General features: G+C 45.6%; 14 protein-coding genes and 2 pseudogenes. 6 read left to right on the top strand and 10 right to left on the bottom strand.

What is annotated here, in order from left to right; genetic code table 11:
* Positions 1–154: 154 nt before the first annotated feature.
* From rpsA to pyrF, 4 genes are all read left to right on the top strand, one after another.
* Entirely contained in the window at positions 155–1,828 is a 1,674-nt protein-coding gene (gene rpsA, locus LP107_RS05680) for a 30S ribosomal protein S1 (RefSeq protein ID WP_112742371.1), read from the top strand.
* A 184-nt stretch (positions 1,829–2,012) separates the two neighbouring features.
* Complete coding sequence (locus LP107_RS05685; RefSeq protein ID WP_078274594.1) at positions 2,013–2,351, top strand: integration host factor subunit beta; 339 nt, start codon at positions 2,013–2,015, stop codon at positions 2,349–2,351.
* Positions 2,352–2,359: 8 nt separating this feature from the next.
* On the top strand, positions 2,360–2,758 hold the full coding sequence (locus LP107_RS05690; RefSeq protein ID WP_078274595.1) for a lipopolysaccharide assembly protein LapA domain-containing protein: 399 nt from the start codon (positions 2,360–2,362) through the stop codon (positions 2,756–2,758).
* Between the two features lie 24 nt (positions 2,759–2,782).
* Positions 2,783–3,493 (top strand): orotidine-5'-phosphate decarboxylase, encoded by a 711-nt coding sequence (gene pyrF, locus LP107_RS05695; protein ID WP_078274596.1) that lies wholly within the window; start codon positions 2,783–2,785, stop codon positions 3,491–3,493.
* 242 nt (positions 3,494–3,735) lie between these two features.
* Here the strand turns inward: pyrF and nagZ are convergent, their stop codons facing one another.
* Positions 3,736–4,800 (bottom strand): beta-N-acetylhexosaminidase, encoded by a 1,065-nt coding sequence (gene nagZ, locus LP107_RS05700; protein ID WP_078274597.1) that lies wholly within the window; start codon positions 4,798–4,800, stop codon positions 3,736–3,738.
* Positions 4,801–4,955: 155 nt separating this feature from the next.
* Between nagZ and LP107_RS05705 the strand changes: the two genes are divergently transcribed.
* A complete protein-coding gene (locus LP107_RS05705) occupies positions 4,956–7,148 on the top strand; it encodes a carboxy terminal-processing peptidase (RefSeq protein ID WP_078274607.1) in 2,193 nt (730 codons plus the stop codon).
* Between the two features lie 181 nt (positions 7,149–7,329).
* The gene (ndk, locus tag LP107_RS05710; RefSeq protein ID WP_078274598.1) at positions 7,330–7,761 is read left to right on the top strand and encodes a nucleoside-diphosphate kinase; all 432 of its coding nucleotides are present in this window, start codon (positions 7,330–7,332) and stop codon (positions 7,759–7,761) included.
* 73 nt (positions 7,762–7,834) lie between these two features.
* On the opposite strand, the gene purU is transcribed toward ndk, so the two are convergent.
* The 9 genes and pseudogenes from purU to LP107_RS05755 all read right to left on the bottom strand — a co-directional run bounded on the left by purU (position 7,835) and on the right by LP107_RS05755 (position 16,209).
* A complete protein-coding gene (gene purU, locus LP107_RS05715; RefSeq protein WP_078274599.1) occupies positions 7,835–8,692 on the bottom strand; it encodes a formyltetrahydrofolate deformylase in 858 nt (285 codons plus the stop codon).
* A gap of 241 nt (positions 8,693–8,933) precedes the next feature.
* Positions 8,934–9,761 (bottom strand): annotated as a pseudogene (locus LP107_RS05720) (IS630 family transposase); the annotation flags it as partial.
* Positions 9,762–9,832: 71 nt separating this feature from the next.
* On the bottom strand, positions 9,833–10,627 hold the full coding sequence (locus LP107_RS05725; protein ID WP_115370067.1) for an ABC transporter ATP-binding protein: 795 nt from the start codon (positions 10,625–10,627) through the stop codon (positions 9,833–9,835).
* On the bottom strand, positions 10,624–11,553 hold the full coding sequence (locus tag LP107_RS05730) for an ABC transporter permease (protein ID WP_078275354.1): 930 nt from the start codon (positions 11,551–11,553) through the stop codon (positions 10,624–10,626). The genes LP107_RS05725 and LP107_RS05730 overlap by 4 nt, the downstream gene beginning before the upstream one ends.
* A gap of 291 nt (positions 11,554–11,844) precedes the next feature.
* Positions 11,845–12,814, bottom strand: a pseudogene (locus LP107_RS05735) (ABC transporter substrate-binding protein).
* 187 nt (positions 12,815–13,001) lie between these two features.
* The gene (locus tag LP107_RS05740; protein WP_112742364.1) at positions 13,002–13,628 is read right to left on the bottom strand and encodes a hypothetical protein; all 627 of its coding nucleotides are present in this window, start codon (positions 13,626–13,628) and stop codon (positions 13,002–13,004) included.
* A gap of 22 nt (positions 13,629–13,650) precedes the next feature.
* Positions 13,651–14,199, bottom strand: a complete 549-nt coding sequence (locus LP107_RS05745; protein ID WP_078275352.1) for a GTP-binding protein — start codon at positions 14,197–14,199, stop codon at positions 13,651–13,653.
* A 31-nt stretch (positions 14,200–14,230) separates the two neighbouring features.
* Positions 14,231–15,514, bottom strand: coding sequence for a hypothetical protein (locus LP107_RS05750; protein WP_112742363.1), 1,284 nt, complete (start codon positions 15,512–15,514; stop codon positions 14,231–14,233).
* A gap of 95 nt (positions 15,515–15,609) precedes the next feature.
* On the bottom strand, positions 15,610–16,209 hold the full coding sequence (locus LP107_RS05755) for a hypothetical protein (RefSeq protein ID WP_115370065.1): 600 nt from the start codon (positions 16,207–16,209) through the stop codon (positions 15,610–15,612).
* Positions 16,210–16,248: the final 39 nt, after the last annotated feature.

The raw sequence follows: 16,248 nt of genomic DNA on the forward strand, positions 1-16,248 counted from the left end.
ATCAAAAAAGATGTGCATTTACCCAAAAACTTTGCTATAATATTACCGTTTTATTTTTTATTTGCCTATCATTTGCCAAAACCAGTATCGCAAACGACTGGCAATCATCTGAACCGTACTGACTGGACAGGCTACGGCTATTTTTAAGGTATACATAATGGTATCATTTGCTGAACTGTTTGAACAAAGCAATGCAAACGAAGTAAAAGTTGAAATTGGTGCAGTTATCCAAGGTCAAGTGGTTGCGATTGACAACGACTGGATTACCGTGGACACAGGTCTAAAATCAGAAGGCATCATCGAGCGTGGCGAGTTTTTAAACGAAGCGGGCGAGCTTGAAGTTGCTGTTGGTGACACTGTGGATGTGGTTATCGAAAAAGTTGATAACGGCATGGGTCAAACAGTGCTTTCTCGTGAAAAAGCAAAACGTGAAGAAAGCTGGCGTGCACTTGAACAACTTCATGAGAATGACGAAATTGTTACTGGTCTTATCTCATCTAAGGTTAAAGGTGGCTTTACTGTTGAGATTGGTTCTGTGCGTGCGTTCCTACCAGGTTCATTGGTGGATGTACGTCCTATCCGTGAGACCACTCACCTAGAAGGCAAAGAGCTAGAATTTAAAGTCATCAAGATTGACAAAGTTCGTAACAACATCGTGGTATCTCGCCGTGCCGTTATGGAAGCTGAAAATAGTGCTGAGCGTGATGAACTGCTTGCCAAACTAGAAGAAGGCATGGAAGTTCAAGGTATCGTTAAGAACTTAACTGATTACGGTGCGTTTGTTGACCTAGGTGGTATCGACGGTCTGCTACACATCACCGACATGGCGTGGAAGCGTATCAAGCACCCATCAGAAGCAGTAGAAGTGGGTCAAGAGCTTAAAGTTAAAGTATTGAAGTTCGACCGTGAGCGTAACCGTGTTAGCCTAGGTCTAAAACAGCTTGGGTCTGACCCATGGGGCGAAGTTGAACAAACTTACCCAGTTGGCACCATCACCAAAGCTCGTGTAACTAACTTAACTGATTATGGCTGTTTTGCTGAGATTGCCGAAGGTATTGAAGGTTTGGTACACGTTTCTGAAATGGACCACACCAACAAAAACATTCACCCATCAAAAGTTGTCCAAGTGGGCGATGAAGTGAATGTGATGGTTCTTGAAATCGATGGTGAGCGTCGTCGCATCAGCCTAGGTATTAAGCAAACCATGCCAAACCCATGGGAAGAGTTTGATAAGAAATACTCAAAAGGCGACAAAATCACTGGCACCATCAAATCAATCACTGACTTTGGTCTTTTCATTGGTCTAGAAGGTGGTATTGATGGTTTGGTTCACTTGTCTGACATTTCTTGGAATGAGTCTGGCGAAGAAGCGATCCGTAGCTACACCAAAGGCGACACCGTAGAAGCCCAAGTGCTACAAGTGGATGCCGAAGGTAACCGTATCAGCCTAGGTATCAAACAGCTTAACTCTGACACATTTAACGAGTACCTATCTGCCAATGAGCGTGGTGCCATCGTTAAAGGTACAGTTAAAGAAGTAGATGCTAAAGGTGCAGTTATTACCCTAGCGGATGACGTAGAAGGCTACCTGGCCGCTGCCGACGTCGCTCGTGAGCGTACCGAAGACGCATCAAAAGTGCTAAGCGTGGGCGACGAAGTAGAAGCTAAAATTGTTCGTGCCGACCGCAAAGCTCGAAGCATTACTTTGTCTATTAAAGCTAAAGACGAAGCCGATGAGCGTCAAGCACTAAAAGAGCTGTCAAATGCAGCCACTGAAAATCAGCCAAAAACTTTGGGCGACATCTTTGCCGACCAACTAAAAGGCTAATCGCTTATTTATCAGAAGACCTTGAAGTGATTCAAGGTCTTTTTTTGGATTAAATATCTGAAAATTAACAAAAAATTGATTTTATTTTTGGCAAAATTGCGGTATGATGACACTTTAACTTGAACCTTGCTCATTGGTAATTTTGTTGTGAATTTGAGTAAGGTGTGGTTCAAAAGGTGAAAAAATGCAAGAAATCAAGCAAGAGAACAAGTTTAGCCATAACAGCGAAGATGTGACGAAAAAGTCAGATTTGATTACAAACGTGGCATCTAAATGTGATAATTTAGAAGAGATGGCAGTTGATGAGGCAGTGCGTGAGATTTTGGACATGATGACGTACAGCATTGCCAAAGACGAGCGAGTAGAAGTTCGTGGCTTTGGCAGTTTTTGTTTGCATCATCGTGATGCCCGCAGAGCTCGCAACCCCAGAACGGGCGAGTATGTGGATGTCGAAGCCAAAGCCGTGCCACACTTTAAGCCAGGTAAGGCGTTGCGTGAGCTTGTAGATATTCATAACAGATAAGGTATCTTATGTCTTTATTTATCATTATTTTATTGGTGCTGTTTTTTGGCTATGCCATTGCCTTGGTACTTGCCAATAACAGCGAGATTGCGGTTAATCTGCTGTTCTCACAGGTGCCAACCACGAATTTGGGGTTATTGCTTGTCCTAACCATTGCTTTGGGTGTCTTCATTGGTATCTTGTTGTCGGTGCTACTATTTAGGGTGTTACAAAACAAATTGGAAATCCGCCGTTTGCGTAAAGAAAAGGCAGATTTGCAAACCAAATTGGATGAAGCTAATGTTGTGATTGAGCATTCTCGCCAGTCGCATATCTTGGCGGATGAAACCAAAGTTACCGTCCCTGAGCAGACCATCACGACCATAGAATCTGACACTCGCTCCCTGTCTGATACTCGTCCTTTATAATCATTACTTTTAAGACAAAGAACCATGCAAATAAATACACGCTCCCCAATCACATCTCCCATCATCGTTGCGGTGGACAAGCATGATTTACCATCAGCTTTGGCACTTGCGGACAGCTTAGATCCGAGTCTATGTCGTTTAAAGGTGGGTAAAGAGCTGTTTACTGCCTGTGGCAGAGAGGTGGTGGATGCGTTTCATAAGCGTGGATTTCAAGTTTTTTTGGATTTAAAATTCCATGACATTCCCAATACCACAGCTCAGGCGGTCTTGGCGGCGGCTGACATGGGTGTGTGGATGGTGAATGTGCATGCATCCATCGGCTCCGATGCGATGGCACTGTGTAAGGCACGCCTAAATGACGGTGGTTATGATACCCTGCTCATCGCAGTGACGGTACTAACATCAATGACACAAGATGTACTCGGTGAGCTGGGGGTGCAAGGCACGCTAGATGAGCATGTCATGCGACTGGCGGGTCTGACTCATCGTGCGGGGCTTGATGGGGTGGTCTGCTCTGCCAAAGAAGCGTCGCTTTTAAAATCTAAATTTAGGCAGGCGTTTAAACTCATTACCCCTGGTATTCGTCTGCCCGATGATGATAAGGACGACCAAAAACGCATTTGTACGCCCAAAGAAGCCTTGGATAATGGTTCGGATTATTTGGTGATTGGGCGTTCTATTACCCAAGCTGATGAGCCAAGACAGAAATTGGCTAAGATTTTACAGACGATTTAGGGCTGTTTATCAATATTTTAGCGTTGTTGGCACGTGCCTGCCTTTGGCATTTGCAATGAAAAATGAGAAAAATCGCCCATCTTTCATGCAAAAATTGATTGAAATTTTCAAGTTTCATCTTATTTTATAAGAATGTTATCAATGGTAAGCACGCCCCAATTAAAACAAACTATTTTCAATGCTCTCTTTGATGGTTAAACCTATATATTTTACCTTAGATGCTGTAATAACAGCAGTTTGTGTTAGATGTATTTCGTCGGGTCTCTCTCATCTTGTCTGCCAACATCATTAAAAAATTCCCCAAGCACATTATCTCTTGCGGTATTATAATGGGCGAATGCTTGACAAGTCGTAGTTAAGTCGCCTTGCCAAGTAGGTATCACGCTTTTCATCTTGCCAAAACGGTTTGGCACATCAGGCATACCTTTGGCAAATTCTACCGCAAGGACAGCATCATCACGGCTATTGCAAACGAGTGCCATGTCGCACCCTGCGTCTATGGCGGATTTGACCCGAGCGGTGACGTCCCCTGCTACATGGGCGGCTTTCATGGATAAATCGTCCGAGAACAGCACGCCATCATAACCCATTTTATCCCGTAAAATCTCCTGTAACCACACTTTTGAAAAACCTGCTGGTTTGTCATCAATTTGACTAAAAATGACATGGGCAGGCATAAGGGCGGACAGTTTGGCTAAGTTATTTTTAAAACTGATTAAATCACACCCCCAAATCTCATCAAGCGAGCGGTTATCCACCGCATCGGATACGTGCGAGTCAGGGGCGATAGAGCCATGACCAGGGAAGTGTTTGCCCGTGGCTTTCATGCCTGCATCATTCATGCCATCTATAAAGCGTGATGATAAGGCGGTAACGACTTGCGGGTCGGCATGAAAGGCACGGTCGCCAATGACAAGGCTACACCCATTGATGTCTAGTACAGGGGCAAAGCTAATGTCCACACCCACCGCCAACACTTCACACGCCATGAGATACCCTGTATCATAAGCAAGCGATAGAGCAAGCTCGGGGTTATCATCATAGATCTTCCCCAATCGCCCCATGGCAGGTAAGGGTGTAAAACCGTCTCTAAATCGTGCCACCCGTCCGCCTTCTTGGTCGGCACTGATGATAAGGCGTGGATTGACCGCTCGCATGCTGTCGGTCAAGGCTCGCACTTGGGCGGGGTCTTGTACATTGCGTTTAAATAAAATCACCCCACCCAAGGCATCATTTGCCAAAAACGTCTTATCGTCATCGGTGAGTGTCAAGCCGTCCACGTCCGCCATGATAATACCAGTTGCCATAAATTATCCCATAAGAATTTAAAAGGCTTATTATGCCATAAATTGTACAAATTTTACTAAAATTCATCATAAATTTAGGCGGATGAAAGAAAGATATGTTATGATAAGTCACTTTTAATTTGTCAGTTGTGACAACCGAGTTTGGAAGTACTATGATGTCAAAAAAACAACTTTTTTTATCAGGGGTAGCAACAGTCATCGCAGGCGGTTTGTTTGCCCAAAGTTATGTGGGCGTGGCGATGGCACAGGATAAAGTCGGTTTTGAGCCGACTGCCGAACAAAAAGTCACCGCCCGTCAAGTGTCGTTATTATTGGACAAAGCCCATTATCTAGACCAGCCCCTAAACCAGGAAATGGGGGCAAAAATCTTGACCATGTACTATGACCAGCTTGACCCATCACGCACGCTTTTTTTACAGTCGGACATCGATGAGTTAAATGCCAAATATGCCGATAATTTCGCCGAACGCCTAAAACGTGGCGACTTGTCGGCAGGGATTGAAGTGTTTGAGCGTTATCGCACACGCTCCAATGAGTATTATGATTTTGCCAAAGAGTTTTTAAAAACCGATGTCAATCTAAACACCGATAAAACCATCGTACTAGACCGTGAAGAAGCCCCACGTTTTAAGAGCGTTGATGAGCAGCGAGAGTTTTGGCAAACGCAGACCACCTATGCACTCATCGGACTGACTCTTGGTCAAGAAGATGACAAGGCAAAGGATAAGGCATTTTTGGATAATCCTGAGCTGGCTCGGGGACAGGATTTGGTGCGTGGCGATGAGCGTACGCCCACCGAGATTTTGTTAAACCGCCTAAATCGTCAGCAAGAACAGCTTGCCCGCCTAAAAAATGATGAAATCATGGAAACGATTTTAAATGCGGCGACCTTGACTTACGACCCACACAGCAACTATTTTGCTCCTGTCCAGGCCAATGAAATGCAAATCCAGTCAAATTTGCAATTAGAAGGCATTGGCGTATCCATTCGCCCTGACCGCAAGAACCCTGATTATATCCGTATTGTGAGCCTAGTGGACGGTGGTCCTGCCCAAAAAACAGGGCAAATCCAAGCCAATGACCTGATTTTGGGGGTTGCCCAAGATGGCGAGAGTATGGTGGATACGGTCGGATTTAGCACCCGTGAGATAGTGGCACTCATTCGGGGAGCAAAAGGTACGTCTGTTACCATTCGTGTCAAACAACCCAACACGCCCGACAGTTCGGCTCGTACGGTCACCATCGTGCGTGACGTCATCAAACAAGAAGATTCAGGCGTGCATCACCGTGTGATTGAAGTGCCTTATGATGGTGGCATCAAGCGTGTGGGCGTGTTAGAAATACCCAGTTTTTACCTTAACTTTGCCGCACGTCGTAGTGGGGCAGAGGCGGATGAGTACCGTTCTGTCAGCCTTGACACCGAAAAAGCCATCAAGGCGTTAAATGAGCAAAACATTGATGGCATGGTGGTGGATTTACGCAATAACCCTGGTGGTTCGTTAGATGAAGTTGCCAAAATGCTGGGGCTATTTATCAAAGAAGGTCCTTTGGTGCAAATCCGTGACAATAAAGGCAACGTGCAGGTATTTGCCGATAAAGACGGTGGCAAACAGCTCTATGCAGGCGAGATGGTGGTGCTTATCAATCTAGGCTCGGCATCTGCGTCAGAGATTTTCTCAGCGGCGATTCAAGACTATGGGCGTGGACTGGTGGTGGGCAGTACAACCACGGGCAAAGGCTCGGCACAGGTACAGCGTGATGATTTGGCACTTGGGTCAATGACGCTCACACAGCGTAAATTTTATCGTATCACAGGTGGTAGCACCCAAAACAAGGGCGTGGTGCCTGATGTGCCACTGGTGAACATCTATGAAGGGGTTGAGTTTGGTGAGCGTGAGTATAAAAACCCCTTGGAGTGGGATACCATCAAAACCACGCCATTCATGGCACATGGCAAATACGCCAAGGATTTGATGGTATCGCTCATTGCATCATCAAAGGCACGCCAAGAGAGCAATCCACAGTTTAAATATTTGACAGCACTCAATGACATTCGTGCCATGGATGATGACAAAAAGCCTGCCGATGTGGACATTGACAAACGCCGTGCCAAGCGTGACCTTATTGAGCAAAAAACCTTGGCTGCCGAAAACGCCCGTCGTCAAGCCACAGGCGAGACTCCATTTACCGACTGGTCAATGTATCAGGCGAGTATGGATGCCCTAGCCGAAGAGCGTAGTTTGATGAAAGAAAACGAACGCCCCCAACTGCCCGAGAGTGAAGCGTTTGTCATTGAAGCGGCGACCTTAATGTTTGAAGCCAAAGACAAAAAGACAGTGGTGGAATAGTATAAAGTAAAAGTGGGTAAAGAAAAATAAAGCATGGCGGGTTTGTCATGCTTTATTTTTTGCTAAAATTTATCGTTATCCCCTAGGATTTTTATCAAAACTTGGTTATAATAAAAAAGATTTTGACCGACAAAACGGCAAAATTATGAAATTATTCATCCATTTATTTTAAGGAAATATCATGGCTATTGAACGCACACTTTCTATCGTAAAACCAGACGCAGTGGGTGCCAACCACATCGGTGAGATTTTCTCTCGCTTTGAAAAAAATGGTCTAAAAATCATTGCCACCAAGATGAAACATCTATCAAAAGAAGAAGCCGAAGGTTTTTATGCTGAGCATAAAGAGCGTGGTTTTTTTCCTGACCTAGTGGCATTCATGACCTCAGGTCCTGTTGTTGTGTCTGTACTAGAAGGCGAAAATGCGGTACTTGCTCACCGTGACATCCTAGGTGCGACCAACCCAAAAGAAGCAGCAGCTGGCACCATCCGTGCTGACTTTGCTACCAGTATTGATGAGAACGCCGCTCACGGTTCTGACAGCACCACATCTGCTGAGCGTGAGATTGCTTATTTCTTTGCTGATAACGAAGTTTGCCCACGCACTCGTTAATCTTTGCCCAAAAATGCTAAGCAGGCAAAAACCGAGCCATGATAAATGGTTCGGTTTTTTGATGAAACAAAAATCAGTCAAAGACCACGGTTTTATTACCATCTAAGATAATACGGTCTTCTAAATGCCACCTGACCGCACGAGCCAGCACTTCACGTTCAATGTCTCGCCCAAGCTCTCGTAGCTCTGCCACATCAAAAGCATGACTGACACGCTCCACGCCTTGCTCGATGATAGGGCCTTCATCAAGCTCGCTTGTGACATAGTGAGCGGTTGCCCCGATGAGTTTGACCCCTTTATCAAAGGCTTGTTTGTAGGGATTGGCTCCCACAAAGGCAGGCAAAAATGAGTGATGAATGTTAATGACTTTGCTCTCCCACTTATCAACAAAACTTGGCGTAAGAATCTGCATATAACGAGCCAGTACCAGTAAATCATTGCCCTGCATGACTTCATCGATTTTATCGTAGGCTTCGTCTTTGTTGTCTTTACCGACGGGAATATGCACAAAAGGAATGCCAAAGCTCTCAACATCAGCACGCAAATCTTCGTGGTTGGAGACGACTTTGGTAATCTGACAAGGCAATGCCCCACGACTATAACGCCACAGTAATTCTAACAAGGCATGGTCTTCTTTGGACACCAAAATCCCCACTTTTTTGACATCAAAATTGCAAGACAATCGCCAGCTCATTTGGTATTTGTCAGCGACATTTTTGGCAAAGGTATCAAGCAGAGTTTGTTTTTTGTCTGCCAAATCTTCTACATGAAATTCTACTCGCATGAAGTATCTACCGCCATAGGCTTCGGTCGTGTGTTGGTCAAGCGAGATGATGTTTGCCCCGTGATGATATAAGAAGCCTGATACCGCTTGGACAATGCCTGCTTGGTCGGCACAAGTTACCAAAAGTCGTGCAATGTTTTGATTCATGGTCTTACTCTGTTTTCATTAAAAAAATGCTAATTTTACCACTATCTGAGTCCAATGGGGGAATTTTTTGACAAAAGATGTTGTTTTGGCTTTTAAAATGGGTGTGTTGATTTTTCTAAAAATAAAAAAGGATTTAAAAGCCGTTTAACCTTTAAATCCTTTGTTACACCCACCAAACCCCAAAATAACACTTCAAACCTTCTTCGATTGTATCAAACTCTGACAAATGACTTCTAAGTCATCTCTTAATCGTTGCCCAAGTTTGCTCTATTGGGTTTAGCTTGGGTGAGTAAGGTGGTAATGGTAAGATGATGTGTTTGTATGGTATGTTATTGATAAGCGCTTGCAAGTGTTTCATTCTGTGAAATCTTGCATTGTCTAAGATGATGATACAAGGCTTGCCTGTTTGTTTGGTGTGATTGTTAAGACAAGGCAGTAGCATTTGTTCAAACCACGTTTCAAACAAAGCACTTGTCATTGTATTGTTGTAGATGAGTGGAGCAATCAGGTTTTTGGCTTTGCCCCCTATTTGTCCTGCCACTAAGGAGACTCGTTGATAGCGTCTGCCACTGACTTTATCATAGGCTCTTTGACCTTTTAGGCTTCTTGCATGAGTACGGTGCAAGTAAGTATCAATGCCTGTCTCATCTATATAGACAAGCTCGTAACCTTGTTTGGACGTAGCTTGTAGTTGTGTTAATTTGTCTTGGAAGTCTTTGACTTTGTTTGGGTCTTGCTCTTTATAAGTTGTGGTCTTTTTTTTAAGAGTAATGTTCATTGCTTTGAGTGCTTTATGGATTGCCATATCACCACACCCAAATACTTCACCAATTTCACGTAGGTATTTGTCAGGATTTGCTTCTACGTAAGCAAGAAGCTCTTTTCTGTCAAATTTTCTGGGTCTGTTGGTGGGTTTTTTACAAGACAAATTGCCTGTTTCTTTAAGTTGTCGTCTCCAACGAAACACGGTGTGTCTTGATACACCAAAAGCTTCTATAACAAGGTCAATGTTCTTGCATTTGTCATCATAAGCCAAGGATTTTTGTCTGATTTCTAGTGAATAAGCCATATAAGTAGTGATTCGGTGGATGGTGATGATTGGTGTTGTTTTAAGGTTTGTTGGTTATATAACAAAAACCCTTAGCCTAATATCAAACTGTCATCCGCCACTTTCTCGCCACGAGTTTTTTCAAACATATCTAGCAGGTCTTGAACATTCATACCGCGGCGTTCATCGCCTGAGACATCAAGCACCACTTGCCCTTGATGAAGCATGACGGTGCGTGTGCCGTGGGCTAATGCCTGAGCCATTGAGTGCGTGACCATGAGTGTGGTTAGCCGACCTTCATTCACGATTTTGTCGGTGAGTTCTAGGACGAAACTGGCGGTTTTGGGGTCAAGGGCGGCGGTGTGTTCGTCTAGGAGTAGGATTTTTGATGGTTGTAGGCTTGCCATCAGTAGGCTGACCGCTTGGCGTTGTCCGCCTGAGAGCAGTCCCATGCGGTCGGTTAGGCGGTTTTCTAGCCCTAGGTTCAAGATGGCAAGTTTGTCACGAAACAGCTCACGATTTTTGCTGTTTAGGGCAGGGAGTAAGCCACGCACACCCCCACGTTTAAAGGCGAGAGCCATGTTCTCTTCGATGGTTAAGGCTTCACAAGTGCCTGCCATCGGGTCTTGGAACACACGGGCGACCCAGTGACTGCGTTTGTGCGTAGGCTTTTTGGTAACGTCCGTGCCATTTATCACAATCGAGCCAGTGTTGGGGCGTAAGGCACCGCTTACTGTGTTTAGAAAAGTGGATTTGCCTGCCCCGTTGGTGCCGATGACAGTCACAAACTCGCCATCGTTGATGTGTAAAGACAGTCCACGCAAGGCGGGGTTTTCGATGGGTGTGCCAGCATTAAAGGTCAGGCGTAAGTCGGTTGCTATCATCATGAGACACCCCCTGTTTTGGCAGACTTTTTGCCCATGCCAAACGCACTTAGGGCTTTTGAGCGAAATTTGGGTAAAATCAGAGCAATCGCCACGAGCAGGGCGGTTACTAGGTTCAAGTCCTGCGGTCCAAAGCCGATACTGCGTAGGGTTTGACTAGATAGGGCGATTTGGATAAACAGCTTGTACAGCACGGCACCGATGACCACCGAGAGCGTGATAAGAAAGATTTTTTTGGCACTTAGCACGGTCTCGCCGATGATGACCGCCGCCAGACCGACCACAATCGTACCGATACCCACCGAGATGTTCGCCCCGCCTTGCGTCTGTACAAATAACGCCCCAGATAGAGCAATCAAGCCGTTGCTAATCGCCATGCCGAGCATGATGGTAAAGGAAGTGTTAATGCCTTGGGCTTGTGCCATTTTTAGGTTGGAGCCTGTGGCACGCATGGCAAGCCCTGTCTCGGTGCTAAAAAACCAGTCAAGCAGTAGTTTGACCACAACCACAACCGCCCCTGCGACCAGTACACGCACCCACATGCCATTATCGCCACTGATAAATGGGGTAAAAACGGTCGGCTCACCAAGTAGTGATAGGTTGGGGGCGTTCATGATGCGTAAGTTTACCGAATACAGAGCGGTCATGACCAAAATACCTGCCAGTAGGTGTAATATGCCAATCTTGACGTTAAGCCATGCGGTAACAACTCCTGCCATCATGCCTGCCATCATGCCAAAAAGACAAGCCACCCAAGGGTTAAAGCCTGCGATGATAGATACTGCCGCCACCGCACCACCCAAAGGAAAACTACCATCGGCGGTCAAATCAGGAAAATCCAAAATGCGAAACGATATGAGCACCCCAAGTGCCATGATGGCATATATCAGTCCGCTCTCTAACGCCCCTAAAAAGGCAATCAATGACATATCTGCTCCAATCAAAACAAAACACACGCCCACGATTTGGCGTGCATTTTGTATTTATAAATAACTAGGGCGTGCTGAACCTTTATAACACAATTTACCATTTAGAAATTTTATAGAAATAAAAAATAAAAATAATGTTTTTGCATGAAAAATGATTAAATCTTGTGGCTCGAAGTCAAAAGCTCGTTTGATAGAATAACTATCAAACTTCACTTTTTCCTTGAAAAACGTGCGATTTTTCTCATTTTTCATTGCAAATACAAAAGGCAGGCACGCCCTATCTAAAAGGCATTATTCTACCACTGTTTTGGCTTTATCCAAAATGGATTGTGGCACGCTCAAACCCTGCTCGCTGGCATTTTTCTTGCTGACCATCAAGTCAAGCTCGCTGGCACTGTACACGGCGATGTCGTCTGCTTTTTCGCCTTTTAGGATGCGGGCGGTGATTTTACCTGTTTCCAGTCCTAGATTATGATAATTCACGCCAAGAGCCACGCTCGACCACGCTAGGGTCAGATGAGACAAGGGGGATTTTGCCTTCTTTGGCGACTTTGCCAAGGGCTTCATAGGTGTTGATGACGTTGTTGTCGGTTGATGTATAAATCACGTCCACTTTGCCAACCAGACTTTGGGCGCTCATGGCGATGTCTGATGATTTTTGGGCGGGGGCTTCAACGATGGTAATGCCTTGGGGTTCGGCGATGGCTTTTAGGTTACGCAAAGTCACGGTGGAGTTCACCTCTCCTGGGCTATACACGAACCCGATGTTTTTGACGCTAGGAATCAGCTCTTTGATAAGGTCAATCTGCGGTCCAAGCGGTAGTACGTCCGATGCCCCTGTTACGTTGGTGCCAGAGCCATCTAGTTTGGGTACCAGTTTGGCTTCCACAGGTTCGGTCACGGCAGAGAATACCACAGGAATGCTCGTGGTGGCATTTACGACCGCTTGGGCGGATGGGGTGGCGATGGCGATGATGGCGTCAGGGTTGTCCGCCACGAACTGTTTGGCGATTTGTCCTGCGGTGGCAGGGTTGCCTTGGGCGGATTGGAAATTGACCGTTAGGTTCTCGCCTTCTTTAAAGCCTTCGCTGGCTAGGGCTTCAAGCGTGCCTTGACGAACAGCATCCAATGCAGGGTGTTCGACGATGGCAGTAATGGCAATCGATTTGTTCTCGGCAGTCGTGGAGGCTTGGGCGGTCTCGCTTTGGCTGGCAGGTTTATCACCGCCACAGGCAAACAGTAGCGAGCAAAGCATGCTCATGCCAATGAGTTTGGGAAATTTGGCACTGATGGTCGTCATGACGAACTCCTTGTGTAACAATATGATGACTTTTATTATAGAGTAGTTACAGAGCGATGACAATAGTTTTTGGAATGAAAATATAAAAATTTTTAAAAAATAGTTGGTAAAATAAAAGTAGGTTTATCGTCACAAACCCACTTTGGTGTTAATTAACCTTATCATCACCCTTACTAAACCGCAACCCTGATGTCTTAATCGCCCAAACCAGCTCAACCAAAGCTCGGTTGTTGGTCAAAGGTTCGCCATCTAGGATAAGTACATAGCCTGTACCATCAATCCATAAAAACATAAAACTGGTGGTAGGCATAAGCAGGGCGACATCATCAAAGAGCGACACGGCTTGTTCGGCGATGGCAAGCCCACGCTCACGTTGCCGTACAAAAAAGTCAAAAAAGTCCGCCCCTGCCACTGCCAGTCTGTCGGCTTCATCAGCGGTATAGCCAATGCGAGCTAGGCAAAAGCCTTCGTTAGAGCCGATGGCGGCTTTGCGTGTGCCTGATAGACTTGCCACGACATAAGGCAAAAATTTATCCAGTGGCATATTAGGGGCGGGCAAATCTTGCGATAGACGTTGTACCCAGCCTTTTTCATTAAACTCGTCAAGCCATTCGTGCGAGTATTTGTCCAACCACTCTTCGGTAGGAATGGAGTGGCTTTGTGAGACGAGTGCTTGCAGGGATTGCTGTTTTTCGTTGGGACTGGCATCAGCAAAGGCATGCATGACACCAGATGGCGTAGGAGCGAGATAAGGATTTTGACGTTCGTTTGGCATGACGGGTTACCGAATATAAAAGTTAAGATGAAATCATGTAGATGAGTGAACGCACCATGCGACGCATCTCTTCACGGTCACGAGCATCGACCACCATCACGTTAGCGGCGACACCACGCTCGACCAGTCGCTCTGAGAGTGCGTCATGCAAATCCCAAGGCATGTTCTCAGCATGGGTCACACCGACTACCAAGGCACTGCCTTTGATAAGCGGTGAGAAAGCATCCAGATAATAATCTAAGTCGCCCACAGGATCTTTCTCTTCGGCGTTTAGCAATAGGATAAGCCCCAAAGCATTTTCGCTTAGAATCTCCCACATGAAGTCAAAACGTCGCTGACCAGGGGTGCCGTACAGTCGCACTTGCTCGCCACTGTCTAGTATCATGACCCCATAGTCCATGGCGACTGTGGTGGTTTTTTTCATGAGTTTGACATCATCGGATGCTACTTCATCGGTGGTTACCACACCTTTGTCGGACAGCACCTGAATGGCGGCTGTCTTGCCCGCCCCCACAGGACCTGCGATGATGAGTTTGTATGTTTGTTCACGGGCTTCCTCAATAATGCTCATTATGCTCTCCGTCTCATGATTGGTGTTGTGATTAAAATGACAGTTTGCTAAGCAGTCGTTTAAAAAATCCGGTTTTAGCGGCTTGGGCAACACCTTTGTTGGGGGTAAGCTCAGGCACAGGTTCAGGCTCGCTAACGAGCTGTATCTCTTCTTCACTTAGGATTTTATCTAAGGGGTTTGCGGCATAGAACGAGCGTTTTAGCACATCAATGTCTGCTGACCCTGACAGAATGGATAGCAAGAATATGCGATGCAGAATGGATGGGTTTTTTTGGGTTAACTCGCCAAATACCATGTCTAGTTGGTCAAGGTTTTTGGGAACGACCAAACATGATGACACGACCGCATGCACGTATTCAGGTACTTCTTTCATGCCTGAGAAGTTGGGCATGTAGCGGATTTTTAGTTTTAGGGTGTTTCTGGGCACGTTGATGCGAGCAGGCAAGATGACCGAATAGATTTGCCATAAAAAGCTGTTTAATGAATAACGGCGATAACCTTGGCTTTTGATATTCTGTAGCACTCTGTCAAACTCGCTGTCGCTTAGGGCGGTATTGGTAATGTTGGTTTTTAAAACTTGACAGTTACCTGCTACCGAAAAATAGTCAAGCAGGCGTTCAAGGCTTTGTACCAAGGCGATGGATTTTTTGGGATAGACATAGACCGTTTGGTTGCCGACCGCCACTTTAAAGGGATGCTCTTGGGAGAAAATTTCAATGAGTTTATACATGATATTATTGGGGCAAACACCACTAAAATAGGTGCTAATCACGCTTTGGACGAACTTGCCATCTTCACTGCGACTTTGAGTGGTGCTGCTTGGGGCGTTGTCGTTGTCGTCCAGATGTCCCACGGCTTTGGTGCGGATTAAGGCGCGGTTTTTGGCGGCATCGGCGGGGTTTTCTTGTAGGCGAGTGGCGGTACTGACAAGCTGGGAGAGTACCGCTTCCATGTCTTGTTTGGTATAAGGCGTGCTTAAAAAGAAACTGGTGGCATGGGGCAGAAAGTCAGCATTTTGCCACTGTCTGATATTACTGCGTGTCAACAATAAAGACGCCCGAAAATCCAAAAAATCCACCAAGTTTTTGATGTGTTGGTCGTTAAAAAGTGACATGCCCACACCATCAAGATTGACGATGGCAGCAAAGACATCATCAGCACTTCTACCAAGCGTGGGCAGGGTTAGGCGTAAATCATCACTAAAACAGCGTTCTAATACCAAATACTCCACATCGGGATAGTTGCGTTGTAATAACAAGGTCAATGCCCCAGCACTCGGGCCTGAAAAACCTGCCAATAATATTTTTAATGCCATATTGTCTCCAACAACCAGACCCTAGCGGTCATAGGTAAAAACAAAAATAAAACAATAGTCTAAAAATGAAAATTTAAAAAATCTTAAAATAAAAATCACTGCGTTAGTCGTTCAAGCTCGGTACGGCAAGCGACCCACCGCATGTCAAAATCCCAGTCATGTTTGCCAAGCTTGAACCATGCTTTCATAAACGCCACTAGGTCATGACAGGCAAGACAGTGGTCAAAAAACTCATCTTCTAAGCGAGTGACCTCATCAAAATTTTGGGCTTTGTGAGCGGTTAAAATAGACTCTAACAGACTTTGGGCAAGATGAGCGGCATCATCACTGCTGGCACGCAGTTTATGGCTAGGCACATCAAGGGTGGGTGTGGTAATCACACTCCAACGTGTCGCTAAGAGATTGTTTTTTTGTAGATAATATTGCCGTGACATGCAGTCATTGATGATTTGCCATGCTTGGGTGCTAAGGCGAGATTCAAACTCTTGGATGAACTCGGGGCGAATCATGGGGACGTCATACCAACAGTCAAAAAAATAGTCTGATAACGCACCTTGCAAGGGTTCGCTTTCGTCTAATTTTTTGGCGGTATTAATCCGCTCTTTGTGATATTCTGCCACCGAGGGACTGCTTAGTACCGCCCGAGAATAATGACGAAAGCGGTGATAAGCATCGGCATGTTTGGTTCTGTTCATAAGCTTATCTGTGATGGTAAATAAAAACAAATGGGCTTG

Origin of the sequence: Moraxella bovis (assembly GCF_025985205.1) — a bacterium.
Classification (GTDB): domain Bacteria; phylum Pseudomonadota; class Gammaproteobacteria; order Pseudomonadales; family Moraxellaceae; genus Moraxella; species Moraxella bovis.